This is a genomic window from Polaromonas sp. YR568 (assembly GCF_900116715.1).
Classification (GTDB): domain Bacteria; phylum Pseudomonadota; class Gammaproteobacteria; order Burkholderiales; family Burkholderiaceae_C; genus Polaromonas.
This window is the reverse complement of sequence record NZ_FPBM01000001.1, coordinates 433,298-448,580: the sequence shown is the minus strand read 5'-3', so window position 1 is coordinate 448,580 and position 15,283 is coordinate 433,298. Positions and strand designations below refer to the sequence as shown.

Below are 15,283 nucleotides of genomic sequence, written 5' to 3'. Positions count from 1 at the left end.
TCGGCGCCTGATCCCGTTCTGAACGTTTGACAAAAAAAGGAAAACGCATGAGCCAGTCTTCCGACCACGGCCGCAGCGACGGCGATAGCGACGTCGCCGCGGCCGACGCGCAGGGCCTGCCGCCGGCAGAGGCCCTGCTGGCCGGGACGCTGGCCTTGATGACCGGCCACGCCCAGGCCTGCTGCGAAGGGCAGCGCGCGCTGATGGCCAAAAAGATCATCAGCCACCTGTTCATGCTGTCGCGCCACCCCGGCGCGCCGCCGAATTTCAAGGCCATTGCCGCCAACCTGCATCCCTTGTGGGTGCGGGTGCTGCAAGGCCCTGAGCAAGCACCGCAGGCACTTTCGCCTGCAGACAATTCTGACCCCCACCGCGTGCTTTGGCACACAACCCCGGAGACCCTTCAATGAGCGCAGTCCTTCCAACCCAGACGCGGCCCGAGGCCGCAAACCAGGCAACGGCCAGCACTCCCACTAACCCCGCCGCACTGCGTGACAGCTTTGCCGCCGCGCGCAGCAGCGGCAAGCGCGCCAAAGACGCCGCCGAAAGCCTAGGCGTCACTGAAGGGCAGGCCATCGCCGCCCATGCTGGCACGCACGAGCATGCCCTCAAGAGCACCCCGCTCAAAGGCCCATGGGTCGAAATTTTGCAGGCGCTGGAACTGTGCGGCCCGGTGATGGCGCTCACGCGCAATGAATCGACGGTCCACGAGAAAACCGGCGTCTACCGCAACATCAGCGCGCAGGGCCATATGGGCCTGGCGCTGGGCGAAGAAATCGACCTGCGCATTTTCTTCAGCCGCTGGCACGCCGGTTTTTACGTCTTCGAGCCGGCCAACGACCCGAAGAACCCGGCATCGGAAAGCCTGCAGTTTTTTGACGCGCACGGTGTGGCGGTTCACAAGATATTCGCGCGCCCGGAGACCGACCGCGAAGCCTTCAGGGACGTGGCCAACCAGTTCACCGATGCCGCCAAGGCTTACACCTTCACGCCCGCCGCGCCCAAAGACGCGCCCAAGCCCGATTCGGAAATCGACGCCGCCGCACTGGCCCAGGGCTGGAGCGAGATGAAGGACACGCACGAATTTTTCGGCCTGATCGGCAAGGCCGGCGCAGAGCGCCAGCAGGCCTTCCGCCTGGTGGAAGGCCGCTTCACCCAGAAGGCCGAGCTGACGGTGGTGCGCAAGCTGCTCGACGAAGCCGCGATGGACGGCACGTCCATCATGGTGTTTGTCGGCAGCCTGGGTTGCATCCAGATCCACACCGGACCGGTCAAACGCATCGAACCCATGGTCACGCCGACCGCGCAGTGGATCAATGTGCTGGACGCCGGCTTTAACCTGCACCTGCGCGAAGACATGATCAAAAGCGCCTGGGTGGTTGAGAAGCCCACGTCCGACGGCGTGGTCACCTCGGTCGAAGTATTCGACGGCGCGGGCGAATTGATGGCGATGTTTTTCGGCGCACGCAAACCGGGCGCACCCGAGCTGCAGGCCTGGCGTGACATCGTGTCGCGGCTGCCACGGCTCAAGGCCGCGGCATGAGTTCTGCCGGAAACGGTTTCGGCGCGGTAGAGATCAAGGCCTTTGTGCCGGCCAGGGATTTCGCCTTGTCCAAACGGTTTTATGAAGAGCTGGGGTTTGAGATCCCCTGGTCGGACGACACCCTGGCCTATATGCGCCTGGGTGACACGGCCTTCTTCCTGCAGAACTTTTATGTGGCCGAGCATGCCAGCAATTTCATGATGCACCTGATCGTGCAGAACGTGGAAGGCTGGTGGGCCCGGCTGCAGCAGGCGGACATCGCCGGACGTTATGGCGTGCGTACTGTGCCGCCGCAGAACCAGCCCTGGCGCCAGCGCGATTTTGTGCTGGCCGACCCGTCCGGCGTGCTCTGGCGCATTGCGCAAAACATGCCCTGACAAGGGATTTTCGGAACACAACATTTCCCCGCAAGGTTTCTTTATGACGGTAACCGCTTCTTTACTCCGCCGGCGCGACGCCCTGCGGTTTTTGTCACTTCCCGCAGCCTGCGCCGTGCCTGGCGCCTTTGTCCTGTCCGCAACGGCAGCACACGCGCAGACCGCTGCAGCCAGGATGCCGCGCATTGTGTCGGTGAGCGGCGCCACAACGGAAATCGTTTACGCGCTGGGCGCTGAAAAGCAGCTGGTCGGCACCGACACCACCAGCCTCTTTCCGGCCGCGGCATTGCAAACGCCCAAGGTCGGCTATATGCGCCAACTCTCGGCCGAAGGCCTGCTCTCGCTCAAGCCCGACGCCGTGATCGGCACGACCGAAGCCGGCCCGCACGTGGTGATGGACCAGATACGCACCGCCGGCGTCAAGGTGGAGCTGGTGGAAGCCGACCACACCTGGAGTGAAGTGCAGCGCAAGGTTGCCGCCGTGGGCCGGGCCACCGCCCGCGTGGCGCAGGCCGCTGCATACCAGGCCAAGCTGGACGCCCAATGGGCCGAGGTGCTGGCCGCCGTCGCACGCAAGGGCGGTAAAAAACCCCGCGCCGTCTTTATCCTTTCGCATTCAGGCTCACCGCAGGTGGCGGGTGAGAAAACCGCCGCACACGCGATGTTCAGCTTCGCTGGCCTGGAGAACGCCCTCATCACCCCCGGCAGCTCGAGCAATTTCGCCGGCTACCGCGCGATGACACCCGAAGCGGTGGTTACCGCAGCGCCCGACGTGATCGTCACGACCACGCAGGGCATCGAAGCAATAGGCGGGGTCGAGAAATTCTGGCAACGCCCCGGCCTGGAGCTCACGCCGGCCTACAAACGCCGCGCGCTGGTGGCGCTCGATGCGCTCTACCTCATCGGCTTTGGCCCGCGCCTGCCGCAGGCCGTGGCCGAATTGCACCAGGCCAGCGTGAAGGCCAGCGCATGACCGGGCCCCGGAAAGAAACCATGCAGACCGCCATGACCGAAGTGTTGTGCGCGCATACGCCGGCGGTGCTGCATTGCGCCGACTTGCGCCAGGCCTTGGCGTTTTACAAGGACAGCTGGGGTTTTGTTGTGCAGCACAACGTGCCCGGTGTGATCGCAGTGCTCAGGCGTGAATCGGTGACGGTTCAGCTCTGGCAGCGCCGCGCCGACATGGCGCCGCAGCACTTCGCCTGCCGCCTGCTGGTAGACAGCATCGAGCCATGGCACATGGCCCTGCAGTCGGCGCCCGGCCAGGCCCCGCATGCGCTGGCTGAGCAGGCGTGGGGCACCGAGTGGGGCGTCAGCGACTGCGAAGGCAACCGGCTGCTGCTGGTGCAGCCGGCGTGGCACCCGGCCAGGCGCAGGGCGCAGGCATGAGCGCCGCCGCATCGAATGGCGACCACCGGCGCTGGCCGGCGTCGCTGGTGCTGGGAGTGGGGCTGTTGCTGCTTGCTCTCAGTTTTATAGCGGGTAGCGCTCGTGGCGCCTACGCCATCAGCCCTCTTCAGTTATGGAATGTGCTGGTCGACATGGTGGCCGGCAGCACCCAGCCGTCAGCCGAGCATCTTGTTTTCATGAACATCCGCCTGCCGCGCTTGCTGCTGGGTGTGGCGGCCGGTGCGGCCCTGGGTATGTCGGGCGCGCTGATGCAGGGCCTTTTCCGCAATCCGCTGGCCGACCCCGGCCTGATAGGCGTCAGCAGCGGCGCGGCGCTGGCCGCGGGCATGACCATCGTTTTGGGCAGCATGTGGTTTCCCGACATGCCGCGCACCCTGGGCAGCTGGACGCTGGTGTCCACGGCCTTTGTCGGAAGCCTGCTGGTGACCGTGCTGGTGTACGTCTTGTCGCAGCAGGACGGCGCGACGCGTGTCGGCATCATGCTGCTGGCCGGTGTTGCCATCAATGCCCTGGCCAGCGCGGGCCTGGGCTATCTCACCTTTCTGGCGACCGACGAGCAGCTGCGCAACATCCAGTTCTGGCTGCTGGGCAGCCTGGGCGGCGCGCGCTGGAGTGCGGTGATGCTGGTGTTCTCAATTGTGGCGGTGGCCGTGGCTGCAGGCTTCACGCTGGCCAGGCCGCTCAATGCCATCGCCCTGGGCGAGACGCAGGCGGCGCTGCTGGGCGTGCCGGTAGAGCGCGTCAAGCGCTTTGCCGTGCTGCTGACGGCACTGGCGGTAGGCGCCGTGACGGCTACCACCGGCATCATTGGTTTTATCGGCCTGGTGGCGCCGCATTGCGTGCGCCTGGTGGCCGGGCCTGATCACCGCATCGTGCTGCCGGGCTCGGCCCTGCTGGGTGCAGCCCTGGTGCTGGCGGCCGACAGCGTGGCACGCACCATGGTCAAACCGGCCGAGCTGCCGCTGGGCGTGCTGACGGCTTTTGTCGGCGTGCCGTTCTTTTTACTGCTGCTGCGGCACTTCCGCAGCCGGCTATGAGGTCATGCCCATGAACGCGCGTAACCAGACCGATTTTTCGCCACTGGCCGGCATGCTGGAAGTGGTCGGCGTGGGGGTGGAAGTGCCCGGCCGTTCGCTGCTGCAGGCGGCTTCGGCGCAATTCATCGCCGGGCAGGTCACGGCCGTGCTGGGCCCCAACGGCGCCGGCAAGTCCACCCTGATGTCGTTGTTGACCGGCCAGCGCCAGCCCACAGGCGGCCACGTTTACCTGGCCGGCAAGGCGCTGCATGCCTATGCGTCCGCCGACCTGGCCCGGGTGCGCGCTTCGGTGGCGCAGGAAACGCAGGTCGCATTTGAATTCACCGTGCGCGAAGTGGTGGAGCTGGGCCGCTACCCGCACCGCCGCCACCCTGGTAAACGCAATGTGGACCTGGTGCAGCAGGCGATGCAAGCCACCGCGGTTGAGCATTTGCAGCACCGCTCGCTCAACACGCTTTCGGGCGGTGAGAAGGCGCGCGTTCACCTGGCGCGCGCATTGGCGCAGGTGTGGGAGCCCGTCTCCGGTATCGCGGGTGAAAGCTCCGTGCGCTGGTTGCTGCTGGATGAGCCTACTGCCGCGCTGGATCTGCAGCATCAGCACCGCATGCTGCAACTCGTGCGCGCCTGGGCCACCGCCCAGGGCGTGGGCGTGGTGGCTGTGCTGCACGATTTGAACCTGGCGCTGCGCTACAGCGACCGCTGTGTCGTGCTGCAGGGCGGGCACGTGGTGGGCAGCGGCGCCACGGCCGAAGTGCTCACACCTTTGTGCATCGAAAAAGTCTGGGGTGTGGTGGCGCACCCGGTGGCCACGCAGGGCGGGGCGCCCGGGCCGCGCCAGTACCTGTTCGACGCGCCGATCTAGAAATCTCTCGCGCAGACTTTTCGCACAGATCACGGGCGTGGCCGTTATGGTTTGAGGCGCGCGGCGAAGAAGGCCAGGATCTCATCGCGGGCGGCTATGGTGGGCTGGCCCGCTTCATCGATCAGGTGAGCCGTCACCACGCTGTGGGGCGTGGGCACATGCTGGGCGAAGAAGGGCGGCACATCGGGGTTGGCGGCGCTGTCGGGTAATACGCGGCCCACAAAGCGATCACCCAGCGCCTCGCTATAGGCGGCAAAGCGCTGCGCCCGGCAAAACTTGTCGCCTTCAAAGCGGTAGGCCAGCACTGTGAGCTTTTCCTTGTCAAGCCGCCGGCGCACGGCCTGCAGATCGGCTGGAGAAATCTCAAGGCCACCCGGGTCGTTCAGCGGCAGCGAAGGTTGCGATAACACGGGCGCCAGCACCGCGGGCTCCAGCATCATCGAGAGGGCGAAGTTGCCCGTCCAGCACATGCCGATGGCGCTGACGCCAGGCCCGCCGCATTCCTGGTGGGCAAACCTTGCGAGTGACATCAGCCACTGGGTTGCAGGGCTTGATTCATTGGCGCGCAGGGCGCGGAACTCGGCGCTGACGCAGGCGCGCTGGAAGATGGCGCCGCCCTCGTCGGCGCTGGGCACCGCGCCGTCGCGCCCAAACAGCGAGGGCATGTAGACGGTAAAACCTGCATCGCGCACCCAGCGGCTGAAACGCGCCACATGGGGGCTGATGCCCGGCATTTCGGTCATGACGATCACGGCAGGCCCCGAGCCGGCCACGTACACCTTCTTCGCCACGCCATCCAGCGTGATCTCGCGGCCCGTGAAGTCTTCGAGCGCGTCGTCTTTGTTCATGTTGCGTTGAGTCATACAGAGCTTTCAATGGTGTTGCGTGGTTGAAAGCCTGCATTGGACGCCGCCGGGAGCTAAACTTCGAGTGTCTGTTTAGACATCTTTAAGGCGTTTTCAGTCAATGACCGATTTCACGATTCTGGTGCTGCCCGGGGCCTTTGCGGCCAGCGTGGCCTCAACGCTGGATGTGCTGCAAACGGCGTCCTCCCTGGCGCCGCGCATGAAGCTGGCGCGGCCGGCCTGGCGCGTGGTGTCGCCGCGCGGTGGCTCCGTGCCTTTGAGCAGCGGCATGAGCATAGAAACCGTCGCCTTGCCCAAGCGGTACCGCGCCGATGCAGCAACCTGGATCATTCCGGGGCTTGGCCTGGACAACGCTGAGGCCGTCTCCACAGGGCTGGCGGGCGCGGATGCGCAGCGGGCGATCCAGGCTGTCGCCGCGCATGCGGCTGGGGGCGGCCGTGTGGCGGCATCCTGCTCCGCGGTGTTCCTGCTGCAAGCTGCCGGCCTGCTGGCGGGGCGGCGGGTCACGACTTCCTGGTGGATGGCGGCCGAACTGCGCCGGCTGGAGCCGGACTGCACAGTCGACGCCGACCGCATGGTGTGCGCAGACGGACCGGTCAGCACGGCGGGCGCCGCCTTCGCACAGACCGATCTGATGCTTCACCTGCTGCGTGCGCAATTTGGCGTGGGGCTGGCCGATGCGGTAGGGCGCATTTTGCTGATCGATGGGCGGCAGGCGCAGTCGCCCTTTGTGCTGCCGGCCATGCTGTCCAACGGCAATGAACTGGTCGCCCGGCTGATGGCGCGCATTGAATCGGCCTTGCCGCATCCGCCCAGTGTGGAAGCACTGGCCGGTGAATTCGCCATGTCGCAGCGCACCTTGTCGCGCCATGTGCGCGAGGCCACGGGCCAAAGCACGATGGCGCTGGTGCAAAGTGTGCGCCTGCACCGGGCCCGGATGCTGATCGAATCGAGCCGGATGAGCATAGAACGCGTGGCCGAACAGGTCGGCTACGGGGACGCCACAGCCCTGCGGCGCCTGATGCGCAAGTCGGCGGGCGCCAACCCCAGCCGGTACCGGCCTGCCAGCCCGAGGTCTTGAGAAGGGCTATCTGGCGGGGCCAAGCCCAGCCTGCACCCGTGCCCTGCGTTGTACGAAAAAAGGCCAGGCCTTTTATAATCCGGCTTGAAGCCAGCCAGGGCCGCGCCAGTCGCGACCAGCCAGCCATCAGAGTTCCTCAACTTGTCTGCTGGCCATGCAACTTCAATCCCAAAATCCGTCCGCCTCTTTTCCTTCCTCCTCCTCCTCCTCCCGTTTCTGTTTTTCGCTGGCGCCGCTTGCCGCTGCTATCGCCTTGCTAGGCGCCGCATCAGCCCACGCGCAAAGCACATCGCCTGACCCGGCAAGCGCCGGTTCGTTGGGCACAGTCACCGTCAGCAGTGAACGCCAGGGCAGCTTCACCTCCAACACCGTGCAGGTCGGCACCTTCCGCGACCAGAGCCCGCTGGACGTGCCGCTGACCACCAACGTCATCACCCGCGAAGTGCTGGACGCACAAGGCACACGCAGCCTCTACGGTGCGCTGCGCAACACCGCCGGCGTCACGCGTTCGCAGCTCAACGGCTCCACTTACGACAACATCGCGATCCGCGGCATCCTGGTCGAAAACCGCGGCAACCACCGCCTCAACGGCTCGCTGCCCATCATCAACCTGGTAGACGTGCCGCTGGAAAACAAGGAACGTGTCGAGGTGCTCAAGGGTGCGTCGTCGCTGTATTACGGTTTTGTGCCGCCGTCCGGCATCGTCAACTATGTGACCAAGCGCGCCGGCGCGACGCCGGTGACCAGCATCGCCACCTCGGTGAACCAGTACGGTGCAGCCGACGTGCACCTGGACATCGGCCGCCGTTTCGGCCCGGACAACGCCGTGGGCCTGCGCGTCAATGCGGTCAAGGGCCGCGAAGACATCGGCATCGACAACTTTGCAGGCAATCGCGAACTGCTGTCGGCCGCGATCGACTACAAGCTCTCGTCTGCAGTCAGCTTCAAGCTCGATATCGAGCACTACAAGAAAGACGTCTCCGAGCAGGCCGGCATCACCTTGCCGACTGCTGTCGGCGGTGTGATCACCCTGCCGCGCCTGACGGGCAACAAGGTCAACCTGGCGGGCGAATGGCAGCGCTATGTGGCCGATGCCAACAATATCCTGGCGCGCGCCGACGTTGCCATCAACGACAACTGGTCGGCAATTTTTGAACTCGGCCAGGCCAAAAACACGCGCAGCCGGCGCTTCTCCCAGTTCACGCTGAACAACGCGGTCACCGGCGCAGGCAACCTGGCTGTGAGCCAGCAGGACGGGCAGGAATACGAAAACAACAACCTGCGCGTAGAACTCGGCGGCCGTGTGATGACGGGCTCCATCGCCAATGAACTGTCCATCGGCTACACCGAGAACGAGCGCAAGCAGGAAAGCCGCCTGGGCGGCACCACGCTGAATTTCGCGCAAAACTACTACAACCCCGTGCCGATTCCGTTCACCCCGCGCATCGGCCCCAACGGCAGCGCACCAACGACGATCACCGACAAGGGCTTTTACGTGTTTGACCGCATCGTGCTGTCGGAGCAGTGGCAGATCATGGGCGGCCTGCGCCAGTCCGACTACAAAACCACGGCGGGTTTTGCGGCGAAGAAAACCAGCCCCAGCGTGTCGGCGATGTTCAAGCCCAACGAAAAAACCTCGGTGTATGCGAGCTATATCGAGGGGCTGGAAGAGTCGGGCACGGCCTCGGCCAACCTCGCCAATGCCGGTGAAGTGCTGCCTCCCGTGCTGAACAAGCAGATCGAAGTCGGCGTCAAAGCCGAAGTCGCCCAGGGCTTGCTGCTGCAAGTCGCTTACTTCGACATCAAGCGGCCGTCGACCGCGACGGTGGCAAACCGGCTGATCCTGGCCGGTGAGGCCACCTACAAGGGCCTGGAGTTCGCGGCCTCGGGCGAGATCAACAAGCAGTGGTCGGTGGTGGCTTCTGCGCTGCTGATGGACCCGAAGATCGTCAAGTCTTCCGTGGCGGCTGAAGTCGGCAAGACACCAGAAAATGCACCCAAGGTGACCTACAGCGTGTTCGGCGAATACCGCGTGGCGGAAGTGCCCGGCCTGGCGCTGAACGCCGGCTGGTATTTCACCGGCAAGCGCCCCGTCAACAATGCCAACCAGGCTTATATCGACGGCGCGGGCACGCTGTCGCTGGGCGCGCGCTACCGCACCAAGCTCTTCGGCACCAACGCGACGCTGCAGGCCAACCTGGACAACGCGACCGACAAGGTTTACTGGAGCACCGCCGGTAATGGCCTTCTGGGTGTGGGCGCGCCGCGCACGCTGCGCCTGGCTGCCAAGTTCGACTTCTGATGCTGCTGCGACGCTGGCGGCCAAGCCTGGTCAAGATCCACCGCTGGCTGGGCCTCACGGCCGGTCTGCTGCTGATGCTGAACGCCTTTACCGGCTCGTTGATGCTGGGCGCGCGGCCGCTGGACCGCGTGCTCAACGCACATCTTTTTGAAGTGAAGCCGGCCGGCGAGCCGGTGCCGCTGGAGACCATACGCCAGTCGCTGGTGGCCGAGTACGGCAGTAAAACGCGTTTCACCATCCGTCCGCCGCGGGAGCCTGAAGAGTCCATCCTCGTCTTTGTGACCAGCGACAGCTGGCAGGGGCAGGCGCATTACGACCCGTACACCGGCCAAAAGCTGGGTGCACGGGAAGAGCATGAAGGCTTTGCCAACGCGCTGTTCGAGTTTCATTCGGCGCTGCTGGCCGGCGACACGGGCAAAACCATCCTGGCCTTCAACACCGTCACCATGCTGGCGATGCTGGTCACCGGCGTGCTGCTGTGGTGGCCGGCCAGAAGCTGGCGCGGCGCGTTTTCCATCAGCCTCAAAGGCGGGCTGTTGCGTAGCCTGTTCGATTTGCACCGGGTGGGCGGCGCGGTGCTGGGCGCCTGGGTGCTGGTGTGCGTGCTGACCGGCACCTGGATGGCCTGGCGGCCGGTGTCGCAGTGGGTGACCCAGGCCATGGGGCAAAAGCAGGTGCTGCCGCCGGCGGTGAAAACTGCTGCTCCGCCGAAAACGCGCGCTGCGACCGCCGACGAGATGATTGCCACCGCCAACGCGGTCATGCCGGGCGGTGTAGTGGGCTATCTGGGCTTGCCGGCCAAGCCGACAACACCGGTTCGCATACGCAAAAAACTTGATGACGATCCGCATCCCAACGGCCTGTCATCGGTCTGGCTGCACCCGGTGACGGGTGAGGTGATACGTGTAGACCGCTGGACGGACCTGGATGTGGGCACGCGCTCGTATGCCTGGATTTACCCGCTGCACTCCGGCAAGCTGGCCGGTGTGATCGGGGTGGTGGCGACGGCGGCAGGGGGCTTTTTGCTGTTCGGCTTTGGTGTCAGCGGCACCTGGCTGTGGTGGCTGCGCCGGCGCATGCGCGTTGCCAGGCCGGCCTCCTGAGGAACTGGTTTAGAGGAGGGCGGTTGTCGTCGCCGCACGGTGACGCAGCCGGAACTCGCCGGGTGTAGACCCGGTGTGTTCGCGAAAGCAACGCGAAAAGTAGGAAGGGTTGCCCCAGCCCACCGCGTTGCCGATGTCGATGATGCTCAAGGGGGTGCTTTCGAGCAAATGCCTGGCCTCGGCAATGCGCTCGCGGGCCAGGAAGGCATCCAGCGTCATGCCTGTCTCCAGTTTGAATATTCGCTGCAGTTGCCTGGCCGAGAGTTTCAGCTCCTGCGCCAGCGCGTCAACGCGCAGCGGCTCCTGCAGGCGTGACAGCAAAATCTCGCGGGCATGTTCCACCGTGGCCAGGCGCTCCAGTTTTTCGGTGTTTTCGAGCGTAGTTTGCCGTGAAATCAGCCGTGCCGATTCATGCATCAGGGCGCCGGCGCAGGCCATGGCCCCGCTGTGATGGGCGCCGCTGGACAAAAAGCCGTTGAGCATCGCCGTGAAATGGGTCATTGAAGGGCTTGCGATGCGCACACCCGCCAGGCCGGCGCCCGGCTTGACGTTGACGGCCCGCAGGGCGGTGTTGAAAAAAGCTGTATCAATATAGAGGGCGATGTGCGTCTGGGCGCTGGACTGGGTCAGCGTCTGGTGCGTGAAACCCTCGGGCACCCACACAAAAACACCGGGGCGGATCAGGACGTCCTGGCTGATTTCGTCGCTGCTGCGCAGGCGGCCCGCCACGGGCAGCAGCAGCATGGCGCAGTCGTGCCGGTGCCAGGTGCTGGCGTAGCCTGAGGCCGCATTGCGTTTTGGCACCAGGGCGCCGTCCGAGATTTCATGCGTGTGCGCCATCAGCAAAGCCGGGGTTTGGGGCGTAAAAGGCTGCAATGAAGAGCTGGGCGAACGCATGGCGCAATTGTGGCAGACGATGTCGTGATGGTGTTAGACGCCGGCAGGGTGGCAGGCCACGATCAGGCTTTGAACCCACGGAGCTTCATCATGCCCACCCGCCGCACTTTGATCCAGTCTGCCGCCGCCACAGCCCTGGCCACGCCGTGGCTTTCCAGCCTCTCCCGCGCCCAGGCCTGGCCCGCCAAGCCCATCACCTTTGTGGTGCCTTTCCCGGCGGGCGGCGGCACCGACCTGGTCGTGCGGGCCATGCAGTCCAAGCTCCAGGCTGAACTGGGCGTGCCGGTGATCGTGGACAACCGCTCGGGCGCGGGCGGAACCGTCGGAACTGGCACTGCCGCCCGGGCCGCGCCTGACGGCTACACCCTGATCGTGACGACCACGTCTACCGTGGCAGCGGCGCTCGCCGTCTATCCCAAGCTGGGGTATGACCCGGTCAAGGATTTGAAACACATCACCTTTCTGGGTGTGTCGCCCTATATCCTCGCGGTGCCTGCCAGCCTGGAGGTGAAAAACCTGCGTGAATTCATCGCCTATGCCAAGGCCCACAAGGGCCAGTTGAACTACGCCAGCGTGGGCGCGGGAACGCTGAGCCACCTGATCGGCGAACTGTTCAAGCAGCGGGCAGGTGTTGAGGTGACCCATGTGCCTTACCGTGGCGCCGCGCCGGCGCTGGTCGACCTGATGGGCGGCGTGGTGCAGGCGCTGTTCGACAACCCCGCCACACTGACCCAGCAGATACGCGCAGGCAAGGTCAAAGGCCTGGCGACCACGCAAAAAAGCGCCTTGCTGAGCGAGCTGCCCACGTTTTCGGAAAGCGGGCTGGGCAGCTTCACGCCTGAGCTCTGGTACGGCATTGCCGCGCCGGCGAACACCCCCGACAGCGTGGTGCAACGCGTGCACGCGGCGATTGCCAAGGTGCAGGAAGACCGCAGCCTGCGCGCGGACTATTTGTCCAAAGGCGTGACGCCTTTGTCTTTGCCCACTTCGCTGATGCAGCAGCGCATCGCCTACGACACCCAGTTGTGGGGTTCGGTGGCCAAATCCGTGGGGGCGAGGGCGGAATGACACGATCGACACCTACCCCGCAAACCACGCTGATCCGGGTTTTTCCGGCGCCCACCCCCGAGGGCAAACAGCAAGGCGGCAACCCCGCGCCCATTACTTTTGAGGCTGATGCGCTTGACGGCGATGCCATGCGCGCCATCGCATCGCACTATGGGCATGAGGCAGGTTTTATTCTGCGGCCCTCGTCGCCCGGGTGCGATTGGCGTTTCCGGTTTTTTGTGCCCCACCACGAAATGGAAATGTGCGGCCATGCCACGGTGGGCGCCTTGTGGTGCCTGCGCGAGCGCGGCCTCTGGTCGGGTGAGCGCGTCCTGATCGAGACCGTCAGCGGGACGGTGGCGGGTGAATGGGTTGACCGGCAGGTGCGTATCACGCAACCGGCCGGCGAGGTCAGCGTTCTGGATGCGGATGCGGTGGCTGCCATCGCGAAGGTGCTGGGTATTCCGTCTGCGCACATACAGGGCGAGGTGCTCAATGCCAGCACCAGCCGGGTCAAAACGCTGGTCAGGCTGCAGAGCGTTGAAGCGCTGGACGGCCTGACCCCCGATTTCTCTAAGGTGGAGGCCTTGTGCGAGAGGCTGGGCTCGACTGGTTTGTATCCCTATGCCGTAGTCGATGGGGCGCGGCAGGTGTTTGCCGCCAGGCAGTTTCCCAAGTCCAGCGGGTACCCGGAAGATGCCGCTACCGGTATCGCTGCAGCCGCTTTGTCGTTTGGCTTGCTGCATCTTGGCCTGGTCGATGCGTCCGGCGCGCCCATCACGGTGCGCCAGGGCTGGGCCATGGGATGCCCTTCCGAGATCGGCGTGTGCTTCCGGCTGGAAGCGGGCGAGGTGGCAGGCTGCTGGCTGGGCGGCGAGGTCATGCTGGCGGGCCCGGAGGCGGCCCTGTGAAGCTGCTGACCGACGCCCAGGTACGCTCTGCCATCAGCATCCCGCCGGCGATTGCTGCCGTGCGGGCGGCTTATCTCGCATTCGGCCAGGGCAGGGCCGCCAACCAGTCGCGCGTGCGCACCGCCGCCGCAGGTTCCATGCTGTCCACCATGGGCGCTGTGATGCCTTCTCTGGGCGTCAGCGGCGCCAAGATCTACAGCACGGTCGAAGGCCGGTTCCGATTTGTGGTGGTTTTGTTTGATGCCGTGACCGGTGCGCCCTTGTGCACCATGTCGGCTGACGCCCTGACCGAAATCCGGACGGCGGCCACCACAGCCGTCGCTGCCGACATCTTCTGCCGCCCGGACGCGCGGGTGCTCACGGTGTTCGGCACGGGCATCCAGGCGCGGGCGCATGTGCGCGCCATGCTGCAGGTGCGGGACTTCTCCCAGGTGCTGCTTTGCGGTATTGAAGGCACTGAGGCTTTCGCGCGGTCCGTGCAGGCCGAGCACCAGATTCCATGCCATGTCACGGGCGATACGGCCACCGCCGTGCGCCGCGCCGACGGCCTGGTGACAGCGACCCGGGCTACAGAGCCGCTATTTGATGGCCGGCTACTGCAGGATCATGTCTTTGTGGCGGCGATAGGTGCGACCAAGCCCGCTTCCCGCGAAATCGATGCTGCGACAGTGGGCCGGGCCAGGCATCTTGTGGTTGAAGAGAGATCCCAGGCCCTCGCAGAGTCTGGCGAACTGGCCGATTTACCGGCCGGGGCGGCTGAACTCACTCAGTTGGGGGATTGGCTTGCACTGGGCCACACGCCGCAGCCGGGCTTGACGGTTTACAAGGCCGTGGGAATAGGCCTGAGTGATGTGGCGTTGGCTGCAGCCGTCTGGCGCCAGGTGTCCTTGACTGAGGGCTGAGGAGGCGCAAGCCACAGGATCCTAGTATTCGAGCCGCTCGGGCCGGATTTCCTGCAGGATAGTGGTCGAAATCTCTTCAATCGACTTGGTGGTGGTGGAGAGCCAGCGAATCCCTTCGCGCCGCATCATGGCTTCGGCCTCGTGGATTTCTTCGCGGCAGTTCTCCAGGCTGGCGTATTTGGAGTTGGGCCGGCGCTCGTTGCGGATTTGCGCCAGGCGCTCAGGCGCGATCGTCAGGCCAAAGATCTTCTTGCGGTGCGGCACCAGCGCCGGCGGCAGCTGGCGGCGCTCAAAGTCTTCCGGGATCAGCGGATAGTTGGAGGCCTTGAGGCCGTACTGCATGGCCAGGTAAAGCGAGGTCGGCGTCTTGCCGCTGCGGCTGACGCCCACCAGGATCACGTCCGAGCCGGCCAGGTCGCGGTTGCTCTGGCCATCGTCGTGCGCCAGCGAAAAATTGATGGCTTCGATGCGGTCGTCGTATTCCTTGCTTTTGGAGGCATCTGAGAACCGCCCCACCCGGTGGTTGGACTTGATGCCCAGCTCGCCCTCCAGCGGCGCGACGAACATGCCGAACATGTCCAGCAGCATGCCGTTGCAGTGGGTTTTGATGACAGCCAGGATCTCCATGTTCACCAGCGTGGTGAAGACGATGGGCCGTTTGCCCTCGACTTCGGCCGTGTGGTTGATCTGCCGGATCGCCTGGTGGGCCTTGTCCACGCTGTCGATAAAGGGCAGGCGGACGTGGCGCGGCTTGAACTCAAACTGCGCCAGGATGGCGTTACCAAAGGTTTCGGCGGTGATGCCGGTGCCGTCGGAGATGAAAAACACGGTGCGTTGGGACATGGGGGAGGGGGCTAAATAGGGACAGGGAAGGCAAATAAGGGGTTTGCTGGTTGAAAGCCGGGTGAAAGCCTGACACGGCACGGGGAGCCCGAGCCCCCTACA

Annotated in this window: 16 protein-coding genes; 13 read left to right on the top strand and 3 right to left on the bottom strand. The window is 65.0% G+C overall.

Going from position 1 to position 15,283, the window contains the following annotated elements; translation table 11 throughout:
* Positions 1-47 precede the first annotated feature (47 nt).
* Genes BM408_RS02125 through BM408_RS02095 form a run of 7 tightly spaced genes read left to right on the top strand, consistent with a single transcriptional unit; the run spans position 48 to position 5,229 of the window.
* Positions 48-410, top strand: coding sequence for a hypothetical protein (locus BM408_RS02125; protein WP_092126419.1), 363 nt, complete (start codon positions 48-50; stop codon positions 408-410).
* Complete coding sequence (locus BM408_RS02120; RefSeq protein WP_092126417.1) at positions 407-1,543, top strand: hemin-degrading factor; 1,137 nt, start codon at positions 407-409, stop codon at positions 1,541-1,543. The genes BM408_RS02125 and BM408_RS02120 overlap by 4 nt, the downstream gene beginning before the upstream one ends.
* Positions 1,540-1,920 (top strand): VOC family protein, encoded by a 381-nt coding sequence (locus tag BM408_RS02115; protein ID WP_092126416.1) that lies wholly within the window; start codon positions 1,540-1,542, stop codon positions 1,918-1,920. The genes BM408_RS02120 and BM408_RS02115 overlap by 4 nt, the downstream gene beginning before the upstream one ends.
* 43 nt (positions 1,921-1,963) lie before the next feature.
* The gene (locus BM408_RS02110; RefSeq protein WP_092126414.1) at positions 1,964-2,893 is read left to right on the top strand and encodes a heme/hemin ABC transporter substrate-binding protein; all 930 of its coding nucleotides are present in this window, start codon (positions 1,964-1,966) and stop codon (positions 2,891-2,893) included.
* Positions 2,890-3,309, top strand: coding sequence for a VOC family protein (locus tag BM408_RS02105; protein ID WP_092126412.1), 420 nt, complete (start codon positions 2,890-2,892; stop codon positions 3,307-3,309). The genes BM408_RS02110 and BM408_RS02105 overlap by 4 nt, the downstream gene beginning before the upstream one ends.
* Entirely contained in the window at positions 3,306-4,367 is a 1,062-nt protein-coding gene (locus tag BM408_RS02100; RefSeq protein ID WP_092127273.1) for a FecCD family ABC transporter permease, read from the top strand. The genes BM408_RS02105 and BM408_RS02100 overlap by 4 nt, the downstream gene beginning before the upstream one ends.
* A 10-nt stretch (positions 4,368-4,377) precedes the next feature.
* Positions 4,378-5,229 (top strand): heme ABC transporter ATP-binding protein, encoded by an 852-nt coding sequence (locus BM408_RS02095; RefSeq protein WP_092127270.1) that lies wholly within the window; start codon positions 4,378-4,380, stop codon positions 5,227-5,229.
* 44 nt (positions 5,230-5,273) lie between these two features.
* Here BM408_RS02095 and BM408_RS02090 read toward each other — a convergent pair whose 3' ends face one another.
* Positions 5,274-6,092 carry a dienelactone hydrolase family protein gene (locus BM408_RS02090; protein WP_092126410.1) on the bottom strand — a complete coding sequence of 273 codons (819 nt, stop codon included), beginning with the start codon at positions 6,090-6,092 and terminating at the stop codon, positions 5,274-5,276.
* A 103-nt stretch (positions 6,093-6,195) separates the two neighbouring features.
* Between BM408_RS02090 and BM408_RS02085 the strand changes: the two genes are divergently transcribed.
* From BM408_RS02085 to BM408_RS02075, 3 genes are all read left to right on the top strand, one after another.
* Positions 6,196-7,176, top strand: coding sequence for a GlxA family transcriptional regulator (locus tag BM408_RS02085; protein WP_092126408.1), 981 nt, complete (start codon positions 6,196-6,198; stop codon positions 7,174-7,176).
* 154 nt (positions 7,177-7,330) lie between these two features.
* A complete protein-coding gene (locus BM408_RS02080) occupies positions 7,331-9,478 on the top strand; it encodes a TonB-dependent siderophore receptor (RefSeq protein WP_092126406.1) in 2,148 nt (715 codons plus the stop codon).
* Positions 9,478-10,581 (top strand): PepSY-associated TM helix domain-containing protein, encoded by a 1,104-nt coding sequence (locus BM408_RS02075; protein ID WP_092126404.1) that lies wholly within the window; start codon positions 9,478-9,480, stop codon positions 10,579-10,581. The genes BM408_RS02080 and BM408_RS02075 overlap by 1 nt, the downstream gene beginning before the upstream one ends.
* A 9-nt stretch (positions 10,582-10,590) precedes the next feature.
* Here BM408_RS02075 and BM408_RS02070 read toward each other — a convergent pair whose 3' ends face one another.
* The gene (locus BM408_RS02070) at positions 10,591-11,478 is read right to left on the bottom strand and encodes an AraC family transcriptional regulator (RefSeq protein WP_092126402.1); all 888 of its coding nucleotides are present in this window, start codon (positions 11,476-11,478) and stop codon (positions 10,591-10,593) included.
* Between the two features lie 90 nt (positions 11,479-11,568).
* On the opposite strand from BM408_RS02070, the gene BM408_RS02065 reads away from it, so the two are divergent.
* Genes BM408_RS02065 through BM408_RS02055 form a run of 3 tightly spaced genes read left to right on the top strand, consistent with a single transcriptional unit; the run spans position 11,569 to position 14,338 of the window.
* Positions 11,569-12,546 (top strand): Bug family tripartite tricarboxylate transporter substrate binding protein, encoded by a 978-nt coding sequence (locus BM408_RS02065; protein WP_092127266.1) that lies wholly within the window; start codon positions 11,569-11,571, stop codon positions 12,544-12,546.
* A complete protein-coding gene (locus BM408_RS02060; protein WP_092126400.1) occupies positions 12,543-13,436 on the top strand; it encodes a PhzF family phenazine biosynthesis protein in 894 nt (297 codons plus the stop codon). Before BM408_RS02065 ends, BM408_RS02060 begins: the two co-directional genes overlap by 4 nt.
* Entirely contained in the window at positions 13,433-14,338 is a 906-nt protein-coding gene (locus tag BM408_RS02055) for an ornithine cyclodeaminase family protein (protein ID WP_175541652.1), read from the top strand. The genes BM408_RS02060 and BM408_RS02055 overlap by 4 nt, the downstream gene beginning before the upstream one ends.
* 21 nt (positions 14,339-14,359) lie before the next feature.
* On the opposite strand, the gene BM408_RS02050 is transcribed toward BM408_RS02055, so the two are convergent.
* Positions 14,360-15,181: a posphoenolpyruvate synthetase regulatory kinase/phosphorylase PpsR gene (locus BM408_RS02050; protein ID WP_092126396.1), complete on the bottom strand. Its 822-nt coding sequence runs from the start codon at positions 15,179-15,181 to the stop codon at positions 14,360-14,362.
* Positions 15,182-15,283 lie beyond the last annotated feature (102 nt).